We start from the raw sequence: 14118 nt of genomic DNA, 5'->3' as shown, positions 1-14118 counted from the left end.
CGGCACCCCGAACCGTCGCGTCAGGCGTGATTACTCGGTCAGACCCAGCATGCTGCGGGTCACGGCCTCGGCGATGCGGATCCCGTCGACACCGGCGGAGAGAATCCCGCCGGCATAACCTGCGCCTTCACCGGCCGGGAACAGCCCTTTCAGATTCAGGCTTTGCAGCGTCTCGTCGCGGGTAATCCGCAGCGGCGACGAGGTGCGCGTTTCGATGCCGGTCAGTACCGCATCCGGCAGGTTGTAGCCTTTGATCTGGCGGTCGAAGGCCGGCAGGGCCTCGCGGATGGCTTCGATGGCGAAGTCCGGCAGGCTCGGGGCCAGATCGCCAAGGTTGATGCCCGGCTTGTAGGAAGGTTCGACGCTGCCCAAGGCCTTGGACGGACGACCGGCGACGAAATCGCCGACGAGTTGCGCCGGCGCCTGGTAGTTGCTGCCACCCAGCACGTAGGCGAGGGACTCCAGGCGTTCCTGCAACTCGATGCCTGCCAGCGGGCCGCCCGGGTAATCCTGCTCGGGGGTGATGCCGACGACGATGCCCGAGTTGGCGTTACGTTCGTTGCGCGAGTACTGGCTCATGCCGTTGGTGACCACCCGGCCCGGTTCGCTGGTAGCAGCAACCACGGTGCCACCCGGGCACATGCAGAAGCTGTAGACCGAGCGGCCGTTCTTGGCGTGGTACACCAGCTTGTAATCGGCGGCGCCGAGTTTCGGGTGACCGGCGTATTTGCCCAGGCGAGCCTGGTCGATCAGCGATTGCGGGTGCTCGATGCGGAAACCGATGGAGAACGGCTTGGCTTCCATGTACACGCCGCGGCTGTGCAGCATGCGGAAAGTGTCGCGGGCGCTGTGGCCGAGGGCCAGGACCACATGGCGCGAATGCAGTGTTTCGCCGTTCTGCAGTACCACGCCGGTCAGTTGACCGTCGTCCATCACCAGGTCGGTGACCTTGTGTTCGAAGCGCACTTCGCCGCCCAGCGCACCGATTTCCTCGCGGATGTTCTCGACCATGCCGGTCAGGCGGAAGGTGCCGATGTGCGGCTTGTTGACGTAGAGAATCTCGTCCGGCGCACCGGCCTTGACGAACTCGTGCAGGACCTTGCGGCCGTAGTGTTTCGGGTCCTTGATCTGGCTGTACAGCTTGCCGTCGGAGAACGTGCCGGCGCCGCCCTCGCCAAACTGGACGTTGGACTCCGGGTTGAGCTCGCTTTTACGCCACAGGCCCCAGGTGTCCTTGGTGCGCTGACGGACTTCCTTGCCGCGCTCGAGGATGATCGGGCGCAGCCCGGCCTGGGCCAGGATCAGGCCGGCGAAAATACCGCAGGGGCCGAAACCGACCACGATCGGACGCTCGGCAAGGCCACCCTCGGGGGCTGGTCCCACGGGTTTGTAGGTGACGTCGGGAGCGATGCCGATGTTGTGATCGTCGGCGAACTTGCTCAGTACGGCCGCTTCATCACGGACATTCAGGTCGATGGCGTAGATGAACAGCAGTTCGGTGTTCTTCTTCCGCGCATCGTAGCTGCGCTTGAAGATGGTGAAGTCCAGCAACTGGTCGTCGCTGATGCCCAGGCGTTGCACGATAGCGTCGCGCAGGGCTTCGTCGGGGTGATCCAGCGGCAGCTTCAGTTCGGTAATTCGTAGCATGACAGGGTCCAGTATCCCGGCCATGGAGGGGCCGGCGGCTTTACACAAACCGCCGAGTATAAAGGTTTCACCGCGCGAGCACTCAGGTTGAATGCGCGCCGGCTGTCAGTCGTTGCGCGAGCCGCCGTAGTAGGCGCAGCCGTTCAGGGTCTTGCCGTCCAGGCGCAATTGCGCACTGAGGTGGCTGATGCCGCCGGTGGCGCTGTCGACGCAACGTTGTGGGGCGAGCCACAGGTCGATCTTCTGGCCGTTGGCCTCGGTGCTCAGGTTGATGCGGCCTTCCGGCAGTTGCTCTTCCAGGTACGGCAGCGCCAAGGGCGGCTGGCCCGGACGGTCGAGGACCATGCCCTTGCCGCTGATGTTCAGGTTCCAGTCCGGCTCGTGGCCGAAGGCGCGCAGGGTCAGGCGTTTGAAGTTCGGGTCGCTGCAGGCGTTGGCGGCGTGTTCGACACGGTAGACCTGGTGCACGTTGAACTGCCCGTCGGCACCGGCGTTCTGGCTGCCGGCGAGGGTGCCGCGGATATCGGCGAACAGTGCTCCGGGCGTGTTGGCCAGGGCTACGGCCTCCTGCAACAGGCTGGTGTTGCCGGTGTCCTTGATGACGAAGCGGCGGCTTTCGGTGCAGGGCTTGAACAGCAACTGGCCATTGGCGGCGCTGAGTTCACCTTGCAGGCGGGTCATGCCGGCGGTGGAGACGGGTTCCGGCTGGTCGGCCAGCAACTGGCAACCGGAGAACAGCGGCAGCAGGGCGGCGACCAACAGGGAATGAGCGATACGCATCGAGGAAAACTCCGGGATCTCGACCAGAAAAGTTTTCAACGGTACGCAGGGAGGCGTGGGATCACAAGTGAAGTTGAATCAGAAAATGCGCGAGTAGCTGGAAGGCCATCACTGCGGCTCGGCGGAGCGCCGAACCGCAGCGATGGGGCCTTGAGGATCAACCGCCCAGGTAAGCGTCGCGAACCTTCGGATCGGTCAACAGCGCTTCACCCGTGCCCTGCATCACCACCCGGCCGTTTTCCAGCACATAGGCGCGGTCAGCGATCTTCAGCGCCTGGTTGGCGTTCTGCTCCACCAGGAACACCGTCACGCCATCACGGCGCAGTTGTTCGATGATGTCGAAGATCTGCTGGATGATGATCGGCGCCAGGCCCAGCGACGGTTCGTCGAGCAACAGCAGCTTGGGCTTGCTCATCAGTGCACGACCGATGGCCAGCATCTGCTGCTCGCCGCCGGACATGGTGCCGCCACGCTGGCTGAAGCGCTCCTTGAGGCGCGGGAACAGTTGCAGGACCTTGTCCATCTGCGCCTGGTAGTCGCCCTTGTCGGTGAAGAAACCGCCCATTGCCAGGTTTTCCTCGACGGTCAGTCGCGAGAACACCCGACGGCCTTCCGGCACTACGGCAATGCTCTTGCGCATGATGTGCGAGGAACTCTGGCCGACCAGTTCTTCACCCAGGTAACGGATGCTGCCGCTGTGGGCTTGCGGCGAACCGCAAAGGGTCATCAGCAGGGTGGACTTGCCGGCGCCGTTGGCCCCGATCAGGGTGACGATCTCGCCCTGGCGGATTTCCACGTTGACGTCGTGCAGCGCCTGGATCTTGCCGTAGAAGGTGGAAACGTTTTCGAACTGCAGCATTTACGCTTCCCCCAGGTAGGCTTTGATCACATCAGGGTTGTCACGGATTTGCTCCGGCGTGCCGTCGGCCAGCGGAGTGCCCTGGTTGATCACGACGATATGGTCGGAAATGCTCATGACCAGTTTCATGTCGTGCTCGATCAGCAGCACGGTGACGTTGTGGGACTCGCGCAGGTAGCCGATCAGTGCCTTGAGGTCGTCGGTTTCCTTCGGGTTGAGGCCGGCCGCAGGCTCGTCGAGCATGATGATCCGCGGTTGGGTCATCATGCAGCGGGCGATTTCCAGGCGGCGCTGCTGACCATAGGCCAGGGTGCCGGCGGTGCGGTTGGCAAACTCGGTCAGGTTGACCTTGTCCAGCCAGTACTGGGCCCGCTCCATTGCTTCCTTCTCGCTGCGGCGGAACGCCGGGGTCTTGAACAGGCCCGCGAAGAAGTTGGTGTTGAGGTGGCGGTGCTGGGCGATCAGCAGGTTTTCCAGCGCGGTCATTTCCTTGAACAGGCGTACGTTCTGGAAGGTCCGCACCACGCCCTTGCGGGCGATCTGGTGGCCGGCCAGGCCCTGGATCGGCTGGCCATCGAGCAGGATGGTGCCGCCGCTTGGCTTGTAGAAGCCGGTCAGGCAGTTGAACACGGTGGTCTTGCCGGCGCCGTTCGGGCCGATCAGGGCAACCACCTGTTTTTCCTTGACGGTGAGGGCGACGCCGTTGACCGCCAACAAGCCGCCGAAGCGCATGCTCAGGCCGCTGACTTTCAGAATTTCGCGGCTCATCGACGCAGCTCCATATGAGGACGTTGCATAGGCAGCAGGCCCTGCGGACGCCAGATCATCATCAATACCATCAGGGCGCCGAACATCAGCATGCGGTACTCGCTGAAGTCGCGCATCAGCTCAGGCAGCAGGATCATCACAATGGCCGCGAGAATCACGCCCAGTTGCGAGCCCATGCCACCGAGCACGACGATGGCGAGGATGATCGCCGATTCGATGAAGGTGAAGGATTCCGGTGTCACCAGACCTTGGCGGGCAGCGAAGAAGCTACCGGCGAAACCGGCGAAGCAGGCACCCAGGGTGAAGGCCGACAGCTTGATCACGGTCGGATTCAGGCCCAGCGCACGGCAGGCGATTTCGTCTTCACGCAGCGCTTCCCAGGCACGGCCGATCGGCATGCGCAGCAGGCGGTTGATGACAAACAGTGCCACCAGGGCCAGCAGCAGCGCGACCAGGTAAAGGAAGATCACCTTGTTGATCGAGTTGTATTCCAGCCCGAAGAACTCATGGAAGGTCTGCATGCCTTCGGCGGCCTTGCGTTCGAACGTCAGGCCGAAGAAGGTTGGTTTCTCGATGTTGCTGATGCCGTTGGGGCCGCCGGTCCACTCGGTGAGGTTACGCAGGAACAGGCGGATGATCTCACCGAAGCCGAGGGTCACGATGGCCAGGTAGTCACCGCGCAAGCGCAGCACCGGGAAGCCCAGCAGGAAGCCGAAGGTGGCAGCCATCAGGCCGGCGATCGGCAGGCAGACCCAGAAGCTCAGGCCGAAGTAGTGCGACAGCATGGCGTAGCTGTAGGCACCGACGGCGTAGAAGCCGACGTAACCCAGGTCGAGCAGGCCCGCCAGACCGACCACGATGTTCAGGCCGAGGCCGAGCATGACGTAGATCAGGATCAGGGTGGCGATGTCGACCGCGCCGCGCGAGCCGAAGAACGGCCAGACCAGGGCGACCACGATCAGGCCGAGGATGATGTAGCGCTGGGTCTTCGGCAGGGTCAGGTAGTTGCTGACATTGGCGGGGATCAACGGACCGTCGCGACGGGACTTCATCGCCGCGCTCCATTGCTTGTCGAACAGCACGCGCAGGAACATCAGCACCGAGCACAGGGCGATGACACCGAGGGTGAAGGGACCCTGGCCATGCACTTCGAGGTTGATGCCGGCAATGCTGAGCTTCAGGCCCAGTACCGGGAATGCCACGGCCCAGACCAGCAGGGCGCTGAAAAACGCCGATTTGAGATGTCTGTTCATACTTTCTCAACCTCCGGACGGCCCAGGATGCCAGTCGGCCGGAACAACAGAACGAGAACCAGCAGGCCGAACGCCACGACGTCCTTGTACTGGTCGCCGAAGATGTCAGCGCCGAAGGCTTCGGCCACACCCAGCACCAGGCCACCGAGCATGGCGCCCGGGATGCTGCCGATGCCGCCGAGGACTGCCGCGGTGAAGGCTTTCAGGCCCACCAGGAAGCCGGCGTTGGGGTTGATCACGCCGTACTGCATGCTCAGCAATACGGCCGCGACGGCCGCCAGCGCGGCGCCGATGACGAAGGTCAGGGCGATGATGTTGTTGGTGTTGATACCCAACAGGTTGGCCATCTTGATGTCTTCGGCGCAGGCCCGGCAGGCCCGGCCCAGACGGGAGCGGGAGATGAACAGGGTCAGGCCGGTCATGGCGATCAGGGTGACCACGAAGACCAGGATCTGCATGTAGGAAATCAGGACTTCTTCCGCGCCGCCCGGGCCGAAGGAGATGCTCCCCGGGATCAGGTTGGGAATGGACTTGTCCTTGGAATCCTGGGAAAGCAGTACGGTGTTCTGCAGGAAAATCGACATGCCGATGGCGGAAATCAGCGGGATCAGGCGGTTGCTGTTACGCAACGGCCGGTAGGCGACCCGTTCGATACTGTAGCCATAAGCACTGGTAACGAGGATCGTCGCGACAAACGCGGCGGTCATCAGCAACGGCAGTGAGTGGATACCCATCATGGCCAGTCCGGCAAGGACGATGAAGGCCACGTAGGAACCAATCATGTACACCTCGCCATGGGCGAAGTTGATCATTCCAATGATGCCGTAAACCATTGTGTAGCCAATGGCTATCAAGGCATAGGTGCTGCCAATGGTCAGGCCATTAACAAGCTGTTGGAAGAAGTGATAGATCTCAGGCATTACAGCGCTCCTAAAAACCTGATACGCATTTCTCTGGTGGGTTTGTACCCGGCACGGCCTTGTGGTCTATAGCCACTTCGACGCGCGCAACTGCCAGGGAACCGCTGGTGACGGTTTTAAGATTTTCAGGTGAACCCGATCCCGGATCGCGGGAAACAGGTCCATGAACCTCGTAAAACAAAGCCCACTGCTCGCACAGTGGGCTTTTCGGTCATGTATCAAACAGTGTTACTGAGGGGAAACTTCGGTTTTCGGTTTGCCGAAATGCCATTCGTAGACCACGAATTTGAAGTCCTTCAGGTCGCCCTTGGCGTCGTACGACAGGTCGCCGGTCGGAGTCTTGAAGGTGCCGGCGTGGATGGCGGCTGCCACCTTGTCGGTGTCTTCGCTCTTGGCTGCCTTGATGCCTTCGGCGATCAGCTCGACCGCGGAGTAGGCCGGGAACACGAACGGACCACTTGGATCCTTGCCGTCAGCCTTGATGGCGTCGGAGATGGCCTTGTTCGCAGGGTCGGTGTCGAACGACTTCGGCAGGGTAACCAGCAGGCCTTCGGAGGCGTTCTGGGCGATTTGCGAGATGGAGTCGTTGCCGACGCCTTCCGGACCCATGAACTTGGCTTTCAGGCCTTTTTCCTGGGCTTGGCGCAGGATCAGGCCCAGCTCTGGGTGGTAGCCGCCGTAGTAGACGAAGTCGACGTTGTTTTGCTTGAGCTTCTGGATGATCGAGGAGAAGTCCTTGTCACCGGCGTTCAGGCCTTCGAAGACGGCAACCTTGGTGCCTTTCTTCTCCAGGGTTTCCTTGACCGCGGTGGCGATGCCTTCACCGTACTGTTGCTTGTCGTGCAGGACTGCGACGACTTTCGGCTTGACGTGATCGGCGATGTAGTTGCCGGCGGCCGGGCCCTGGGCGCTGTCCAGGCCGATGGTGCGGAAGATCAGCTTGTAGCCACGAGCGGTGATTTCCGGGCTGGTAGCGGCCGGGGTAATCATGATCACGCCTTCGTCTTCATAGATGTCGGACGCTGGCTGGGTGGAGCTGGAGCAGAGGTGACCGATCACGTACTTGACGCCATCGTTGACCACTTTGTTGGCAACGGCCACGGCTTGTTTAGGGTCGCAAGCGTCGTCGTACTCCTTGGCTTCGAGCATCTTGCCATCGACGCCGCCCTTGGCGTTGATGTCTTTGATGGCCTGTTTTGCACCGAGGAACTGCATGTCACCGTATTGAGTGACCGGGCCGGTTTTCGGGCCGGCGATGCCGATCTTGATGGTATCGGCTGCAAACGAATGGCTGGCGACGCCGGCCAGAACCATTGCGGCAAACAACTTGGAAATTTGCTTGGTAGCCTTACTCATAGTGCTCCACTCATTCTGTTGTAATTTTTATAGTCCTAAGCGCCAAGGCAGAGGACCTGACCAGATCCCGGTGCGGCTACGCCGTACCGCGAGCCTGATCTTCCGGAATCGCCCCCGGTGAATGCCCTGGCAACTGTACCGGTACAGTGTAGAGCGCTGCTTCCTCGCTTGAAAAGCAGGCGCGCCGAGGCAAAAACCGAGGGTGTCGCCTGATCGACATAAAGTTACAAAAAAGCGTCTTTTATTGTTCCGGTATTGCCCGGAAACACTTGGCTTTGCTGTATCCGTCGATCAATTACTTATTTGAAACTGGGTTTTTCTGCAAAAATACCGGGCTTTACTCAAGCCGGATTATTTTTGGTGGAACCCATGACAGATGAACCAAGCACCCTCTATGCCAAATTGCTCGGTGAGACGGCGGTAATCGAGTGGAAAGCCTTGGAGCGTTTTTGGGCGAAGGGTGACCTGATTTGGGTCGAGCCTGCCGTCGACCTGATCGAAGTCGCACAGGCAATGGCCGAGAATCGTGCCGAAAGCGTGGCCTTGTGGCGCAATGCTGGCACTGTCGGCGCGGTCACCGCCGAGCAGGCCCTTGACCTTCAGAGCCGCGATCCAGAGATATGGGCGGTGGTGGTTTCGCCGTTCATCCTGATTCAGGAACGCAAATCCGCCTGATCGCGAGTTGAATTGGTGCGTGAAAACGCACAGCGAGTCCATTTTGGTGCGCGAGCCTGTTCAGGCAAGGTGACCGTTGGTAACAGTCCTGCCGCATCACGGGCGGGCGGTAACAGTCACCAGCCTTGAAACAGGGCAAATACAAAACGGGGCGCCTTTATGGGCGCCCCGTTTTTGTTTTCCCGCCGACTCAGTAGTCGACTTTACCGGTGTGGTAATTGAGCGAAATGACTTTGGTCTTGCCAATCCGGTGGCGGTAAATCTCGCGCAGATACTTCACGGCTTTCTTCACGCACTCCCGCGACAGGCGAATATCGTTGATCGAGACGAACTTGCTCTTGTCGTTGATCAACTCGCGATATTTCTTCTCGTACATCGGTTTGATTGCGTACCAGTTGGTATCGAGAATCTTCGCCGGGTTCTCGAATTCGTTGAGCAGCTCATCGATGCGCTCCTCCTCGAATTCCTCTTGGGTGATGAAGTCGAGGATCGCGTTGTCCAGGGTTTCGTCGAAGCGATAAGGTGCGCGGGCGAAGCAGCGCTTGATGAACGCCACGATCAGGGTCAGGAAGTCGTCCGACAGGCACGGGCTCTTGGCGATCAGCGTGGTCAGCGACAGGTTGGCCGAAGCCCCGATCACCAGCGCGTAACGCTTGAGGGTGGTGTTGGGGAACAGGCTGTTGAGGTGGGTCTTGAGCCGGTTCAGGTCCATGTAGGACAGCTTGTAGTCCTTGGGCAGCGAAACGATCGACACCACCGACGAGCAGTTCTTGAAGAAGTGCAGGTCATGCAGCGCCGCGGCGTCGCAGCCTGAATTACGGTACTGCTCCAGGGCCGCGCGATAGCGCTTGGACTCGATCGGCAGCAGGCTGATGCCTTCGATGGCCTGGGTGTCTTTGTTGAAGTGCGGCAGGTCGATGGAGCGGAAGAACAGGTCGTCGATGTCGAGTCGCGGCTGTTCCTTCTCGAACACCTTGAAGCCTTTCTCGGAACTCTGGGTCGGGGTTTCCGGCACGACCGATTCGGCGTAGGCGATGGCCACCGGGCCGGCCAGGCTCATGAACAGGTCGTTGGCGTCGAGGCGGATGGTTTCGCCGATGTCGATGCCGGCGCGGCGGAAGTAGTTCTGGTCGTAGTCGGTGGTCACCGCCTGGGCGGTGAGGATGTTGAAGATTTGCTGGGAGATGTACTGGTTGGCGTGCTTCTCCATCGCGTTGACGTCGATGTTCTGGATGTTGCCGTCATCGCTTTCTTCGGCGTAGCGCATGATGTCGTTGGAGATCAGCATCATCGCGTTCCATGGGCGAATGCGGCCCATGACGCTGGCTTCGCTGCTGTCTTCGTTGTCGAAGTTGTACGAGAAGTCCCATTCTTCCGACAGGTATTTGCAGAGCAGTCGCCCGGCGTTGATGTGCAGCGCCTCGGACATTTCGCTGCGATGATCGGAAATGTTCGGCAGCACGCAGATGCCGCTGGTGAAGATCGGCTCGAAGACGAACGAGTGCCCGGACTCGCCGTCTTGCTCGTCGGCCGGCTTGGTGTCGAAGGTCTTGTTCATGTACGAAAACTGCTGGGCCAGGCCGAACTCCGAGGCCATGCCCGAGCCGGTACCGCCGCCGGCGCTGAAAATGTAGAAGTACAGCCGCGACTGGTTGGCCTTGATCCCGCAGGAATCGATCAGGTACGAATGGATCAGCTTCCAGTCGGCGCTGGAGAAGCGGTGGGTTTCCTTGTTGAGGATGATCTTCGCCAGGTACTGGCCGAGGATCGGCGCGTTACCGGCGCCGCCGGCATGGACTTCGGAGAGGTCCATGATCTTCATTTTGCTGTAGTCGCGCAGGAAGCCGCTTTTCTCGCCTTTGCGCGAGAAACGGATGCGTCCGGCGATGTCCTTGTCCAGATCGCCAAGCATGACCAGCGGTTCGACCAGGAACACCGGCTTGGCGCTCTTGGCCTGGACCAGGCGCAGGTTGTTGCGGATCCAGCGCGCCGGGTTATAGCTCGGGTCGGTGCCGGTGCGCTCGTCGTTGTTGAATTCGTTGAGGTAGAACGTGCGGGCGTTGTAGACCAGCTCGGCGACATCCAGGGCGATGTTCGAGCCGCAGCGGCCAAGGCCAATGAGACAAACCGAGGGGAATTGCTGGTCCAGCCGCAACTGGCTGTCGTCTTCGACATGCAGGCTCGGCGGGAACACCAGATCGCGCAGGCCGTCGAGGTTGTCGAGGATGCGCTGGGTGTCTGGTTCGGTGAAGTAGAGGTATTGCTGTGGCGTCAGGGTGGGCTGGTTGTAATAGCTGCGGGCCCCGTAATTGGAGGGCGCGGTGGCTGCAAGCAGCTCGGAAATCACGTTGGCTGGAGTATTCTTGGAGGTCATTTTGCGCCGTTTGCCTGGGAGGGTGGCAGTGAAACAGTCGATATCATTCAGCCATCCCTGGATAAGTTTCGCGACTGTATCAGCGCGTCTCTGGCGTACGCGATCAGGTTTTACCCTATAAACCCTAGGGGTTTTCCCTCGTACCCCTTCTGAATCGTCCAAGTCGTCAACTTCTTTAATTGTCTGGAGCTGTAGATGAGCAATCCAATGCCGTTGTCCCTGGGCTTTGCCGGTATCGGTTTGATGGGCCTGCCCATGTGTCGGCGCCTGCTGGCGGCGGGTTTTTCGCTGACTGTGTGGAACCGCTCGCCCGATAAATGCGCACCGTTGGTGGCCGCCGGAGCCCGGCAAGTGGCGACACCGGCCGAGCTGTGCGAGGCGGCGGATGTGGTGATGCTGTGCCTGGCGGACACTTCGGTGGTGCATGACGTGGTGTTCGGTGCCGAGGGCATCGCCAGCACGGCGAAGGCCGGACAGTTGCTGGTGGACTTCTCCAGCCTGGAACCGACCGCCACCCGCGAAATGGCCGCGCGGCTAAAGGCCGCCAGCGGCATGAGCTGGCTGGATACGCCGGTATCCGGCGGCACCCCGGGCGCTGAGGCCGGCACTTTGGCGATCATGGTTGGCGGTGAAGCGGACGACCTGGCGCGAGTGCGCCCGGCCTTGCTGTCACTGGGTCAGCGGGTGACGCACATGGGCGGGGTCGGGGCGGGGCAGGTGACCAAGGCCTGCAACCAGATGATCGTGGCCTGCAACGCGCTGGTAATTGCCGAAGTAGTGGCCTTGGCCGAGCAGTCCGGGGTCGATGCCAGCCTGATCGCCGAAGCCCTGGCCGGTGGCTTCGCCGACTCGAAACCCTTGCAGATCCTTGCGCCGCAAATGGCCGAAAGCCGTTTCGAACCGGTGAAATGGCATGTACGGACCTTGCTCAAGGATCTCGATACCGCCGTCAAATTCTCCCGTGAGCAGGGCTCGGCAACCCCGGTCAGCGGACTGGCCGCGCAGTTGATGCGCCTGCATGGCGCTCAGGGCTATCTGGAAAAAGATCCCGCGACGCTGATTGATCTGTATCGCAGCAAGCCATAAGCCGTTCTTCGCGATGGTTGAGCTCGTTGAGCACGTCGCGCAGCGCTTCCAGCGGCACCGGTCGGCTGAGCAGGTAACCCTGAATAGCGTCGCACTCCAGTTGCCGGAGGAATTCGTACTGTTCCTCGGTCTCCACACCCTCGGTGATCACCTTCAGGTGCAGGGTGTGGGCCATGACCATGATCGCCTGGACGATGTCCTTGTCTGCCCGTGAGCGCGGCACGTCCTGGATGAACGAGCGGTCGATCTTCAACGTGTCCAGCGGCAGGCGCTTGAGATAGGCCAGCGATGAATAGCCGGTGCCGAAGTCATCGATAGACAGCGACACGCCCTGCTCGCGGATGCGCCGCAGCAGGGCGATGGTGCTGTGGATATTGGCCATCAAGGCGTTTTCCGTCACTTCCAGCTCCAGGCGCCAGGCCGGCAGACCGGCACCGAGCAGGGCGTCCTGGACTTCGTTGGCCAGTTCATCGCGGCCCAAGGTGAGGGCGGAGCAGTTGACCGTCACTTTCAGATCACCGAAGCCGTGCTGGCTCAGCTCGGCGAGGTCCAGGCATGCCCGGCGCATCACCCACAAGTCCAGATCGGCGATCAGGCCGTTGGTTTCGGCGATGCCGATGAAACGGTCGGGGCTGAGCAGGCCATGTTGCGGATGCTGCCAGCGAATCAGCGCTTCGAGCTTGGTCACCCGGCCACTGGCCAGTTCGTAGATCGGCTGGTAGTGAATGCGCAGGCCGCGCTCTTCCAGCAGGGCGATGCGCAGTTCTTCCTCCAGTTGCAGCTCCAGGGTGGCGCGGGTCTTGAGGTTGTCGCTGAAGAAATTGAGCTTGTTGCGCCCGCTGCCCTTGGATTGATAGAGCGCAAGGTCGGCGTGCTTGAGCAACTCGTCGCAACTGCCGCCGTCGTCCGGGAACAGGCTGATGCCGATGCTGGTGGTCATGACCATGCGCCGCCCGGCCAGGTCGATCGGCTCGCGGACCTTCTGCAGGATGCGCTGGGCAAGGCCGCGGGCTTCGTCCGGGCTTTTCAGGTTGAAGAGGATGCAGAACTCGTCGCCGCCGAGCCGCGCGACCACGTCCTGGTTGCGGGTCGCGGCCTTGATCAGGTTGGCGATGGCCTTGAGCAACTGGTCGCCGGCGTCATGGCCGAGGCTGTCGTTGATGCGCTTGAAATGGTCGATGTCGAGGAACATCACCCCGAGCATGCCGCCGATCTGGCTTTGCTCGGCCAGGCGCTCGGCGAAAATCTGGTTGAAACCGCGGCGGTTGATCAGGTTGGTCAGGGCGTCGTAGTGCGCGGCCTGTTGCAGCGAAACCCTGGCCTGGTCGAGCTGGCTCAGCAGGGTGTTGACCCGCTGCAGGTCCTGCTCCTTGCTTTGCAGCTTCTTGTCCGACAGCGCCGCACTGATGCAGCTGCCGCTGATCAGCAGGGTGATCACGGCGATGGTCAGGCTCAGTTGCAGGCTGTTGTCGCTCAGGGCCATCTGCGTGCTGGTGCCGTCGGGCAGGGTCAGGCTCAGGGCGCACATGCCGGTGTAATGGGTGGCGATGATGCCCCCGGCCATGACCACGGCGGCGCTGTACTTGAACAGTTGCGGGCGGGAGCTGTTGCCGCCACGCAGGTAGCGGGCCATCAACAGCGGCAGAAGCGCGGCGATCAGGGCGACGATCACCGACACCAGCACCAGTGCGGGGTTGTAGTGCTGCAAGGCGTTGGAGCGCATGGCGGCCATGCCGGTGTAGTGCATGATCGCCACCCCGGCAGCGACGCACAGCGCGGCGAGGCAGTAATGGCGGGTGCGCGGCAGGGGCTGGCCGAGGATGTTCATGGCGCAGAGGGCGGCGGACAGCATGATCAGCAGCGACACGCCGGTCAGGAACATGTCGTAGTGGACTTCCAGCGTCGTTTCGAAAGCCAGCATGCCGATGTAGTGCATGGCCCACACGCTGCAGGCAAGGCAGCAGGCGCCCAGTATCTTCCAGCGTCGTCGGGCTGCAGCGTGTTCGCTGTCGCCGATGCGTTCGATGATATCGAGGGTGGCGAAGCTGCCCGCGCACATCACCAGATAGGCGAGCAGGATCAGGTAGGGGTTATGGCGTACAGCCAGAGCAAAATGGCCCGCCGGATGATCGGCAAGCAGCATGTGCAGCCATTCCATAGCGTGCCTCCCAGTTCAGCCGAGTTCGCACTCGTCCCCACACCGCCTGGAGACTCTTTTCTTTTGCTGAGTATAGAAAGACCGCGCTGAGGCATCGGGATTAATGGCAGATTGATTTCAATGAATTGGCAATCACTTCCATAGCCAACGGTTCTAACGGCGCAAATGGTTACAATTACCCGTCATCAAGCGAATGGATGATGGCAGACAGCCTTGAGATTGCCTTCTAGATTTTGTCCGGC

General features: G+C 61.2%; 11 protein-coding genes. 2 read left to right on the top strand and 9 right to left on the bottom strand.

Annotation, left to right across the window (positions count from 1 at the left end; genetic code table 11):
- Positions 1-30: 30 nt before the first annotated feature.
- From NTD88_RS13185 to NTD88_RS13155, 7 genes are all read right to left on the bottom strand, one after another.
- The gene (locus tag NTD88_RS13185; protein ID WP_095154940.1) at positions 31-1647 is read right to left on the bottom strand and encodes an NAD(P)/FAD-dependent oxidoreductase; all 1617 of its coding nucleotides are present in this window, start codon (positions 1645-1647) and stop codon (positions 31-33) included.
- Between the two features lie 105 nt (positions 1648-1752).
- The gene (locus tag NTD88_RS13180; protein ID WP_262154346.1) at positions 1753-2427 is read right to left on the bottom strand and encodes a COG3650 family protein; all 675 of its coding nucleotides are present in this window, start codon (positions 2425-2427) and stop codon (positions 1753-1755) included.
- A gap of 157 nt (positions 2428-2584) precedes the next feature.
- The gene (locus tag NTD88_RS13175) at positions 2585-3286 is read right to left on the bottom strand and encodes an ABC transporter ATP-binding protein (RefSeq protein ID WP_095154942.1); all 702 of its coding nucleotides are present in this window, start codon (positions 3284-3286) and stop codon (positions 2585-2587) included.
- Positions 3287-4054, bottom strand: a complete 768-nt coding sequence (gene livG / locus NTD88_RS13170) for a high-affinity branched-chain amino acid ABC transporter ATP-binding protein LivG (RefSeq protein WP_095154943.1) — start codon at positions 4052-4054, stop codon at positions 3287-3289.
- A complete protein-coding gene (locus NTD88_RS13165; RefSeq protein WP_095154944.1) occupies positions 4051-5307 on the bottom strand; it encodes a high-affinity branched-chain amino acid ABC transporter permease LivM in 1257 nt (418 codons plus the stop codon). Before NTD88_RS13165 ends, livG begins: the two co-directional genes overlap by 4 nt.
- Positions 5304-6227 carry a high-affinity branched-chain amino acid ABC transporter permease LivH gene (gene livH / locus NTD88_RS13160; RefSeq protein ID WP_095154945.1) on the bottom strand — a complete coding sequence of 308 codons (924 nt, stop codon included), beginning with the start codon at positions 6225-6227 and terminating at the stop codon, positions 5304-5306. Before livH ends, NTD88_RS13165 begins: the two co-directional genes overlap by 4 nt.
- A gap of 228 nt (positions 6228-6455) precedes the next feature.
- Positions 6456-7583 carry a branched-chain amino acid ABC transporter substrate-binding protein gene (locus tag NTD88_RS13155; protein WP_095154946.1) on the bottom strand — a complete coding sequence of 376 codons (1128 nt, stop codon included), beginning with the start codon at positions 7581-7583 and terminating at the stop codon, positions 6456-6458.
- A 369-nt stretch (positions 7584-7952) separates the two neighbouring features.
- On the opposite strand from NTD88_RS13155, the gene NTD88_RS13150 reads away from it, so the two are divergent.
- The gene (locus tag NTD88_RS13150) at positions 7953-8258 is read left to right on the top strand and encodes a DUF2288 domain-containing protein (RefSeq protein ID WP_262128454.1); all 306 of its coding nucleotides are present in this window, start codon (positions 7953-7955) and stop codon (positions 8256-8258) included.
- Between the two features lie 190 nt (positions 8259-8448).
- Here the strand turns inward: NTD88_RS13150 and NTD88_RS13145 are convergent, their stop codons facing one another.
- Positions 8449-10632 (bottom strand): hypothetical protein, encoded by a 2184-nt coding sequence (locus NTD88_RS13145; RefSeq protein ID WP_262128436.1) that lies wholly within the window; start codon positions 10630-10632, stop codon positions 8449-8451.
- A 195-nt stretch (positions 10633-10827) separates the two neighbouring features.
- On the opposite strand from NTD88_RS13145, the gene NTD88_RS13140 reads away from it, so the two are divergent.
- Positions 10828-11718 carry an NAD(P)-dependent oxidoreductase gene (locus NTD88_RS13140; protein ID WP_262154345.1) on the top strand — a complete coding sequence of 297 codons (891 nt, stop codon included), beginning with the start codon at positions 10828-10830 and terminating at the stop codon, positions 11716-11718.
- Here NTD88_RS13140 and NTD88_RS13135 read toward each other — a convergent pair.
- Entirely contained in the window at positions 11618-13876 is a 2259-nt protein-coding gene (locus tag NTD88_RS13135) for an EAL domain-containing protein (protein WP_262154344.1), read from the bottom strand. The genes NTD88_RS13140 and NTD88_RS13135 overlap by 101 nt on opposite strands.
- Positions 13877-14118 lie beyond the last annotated feature (242 nt).

The sequence above is a fragment of the Pseudomonas sp. 20P_3.2_Bac5 genome (assembly GCF_025466035.1).
GTDB lineage: Bacteria > Pseudomonadota > Gammaproteobacteria > Pseudomonadales > Pseudomonadaceae > Aquipseudomonas.
Note: the sequence above shows the minus strand (reverse complement) of the source record. Positions and strands in the feature narration are given on the sequence as shown.

What these genes read in the sequence shown, in the direction of transcription:
- NTD88_RS13185 (WP_095154940.1), bottom strand. Translation starts at nt 1,647, where the DNA reads ATGCTACGAATTACCGAACTGAAGCTGCCGCTGGATCACCCCGACGAA.
- NTD88_RS13180 (WP_262154346.1), bottom strand. Translation starts at nt 2,427, where the DNA reads ATGCGTATCGCTCATTCCCTGTTGGTCGCCGCCCTGCTGCCGCTGTTC.
- NTD88_RS13175 (WP_095154942.1), bottom strand. Translation starts at nt 3,286, where the DNA reads ATGCTGCAGTTCGAAAACGTTTCCACCTTCTACGGCAAGATCCAGGCG.
- livG (WP_095154943.1), bottom strand. Translation starts at nt 4,054, where the DNA reads ATGAGCCGCGAAATTCTGAAAGTCAGCGGCCTGAGCATGCGCTTCGGC.
- NTD88_RS13165 (WP_095154944.1), bottom strand. Translation starts at nt 5,307, where the DNA reads ATGAACAGACATCTCAAATCGGCGTTTTTCAGCGCCCTGCTGGTCTGG.
- livH (WP_095154945.1), bottom strand. Translation starts at nt 6,227, where the DNA reads ATGCCTGAGATCTATCACTTCTTCCAACAGCTTGTTAATGGCCTGACC.
- NTD88_RS13155 (WP_095154946.1), bottom strand. Translation starts at nt 7,583, where the DNA reads ATGAGTAAGGCTACCAAGCAAATTTCCAAGTTGTTTGCCGCAATGGTT.
- NTD88_RS13150 (WP_262128454.1), top strand. Translation starts at nt 7,953, where the DNA reads ATGACAGATGAACCAAGCACCCTCTATGCCAAATTGCTCGGTGAGACG.
- NTD88_RS13145 (WP_262128436.1), bottom strand. Translation starts at nt 10,632, where the DNA reads ATGACCTCCAAGAATACTCCAGCCAACGTGATTTCCGAGCTGCTTGCA.
- NTD88_RS13140 (WP_262154345.1), top strand. Translation starts at nt 10,828, where the DNA reads ATGAGCAATCCAATGCCGTTGTCCCTGGGCTTTGCCGGTATCGGTTTG.
- NTD88_RS13135 (WP_262154344.1), bottom strand. Translation starts at nt 13,876, where the DNA reads ATGGAATGGCTGCACATGCTGCTTGCCGATCATCCGGCGGGCCATTTT.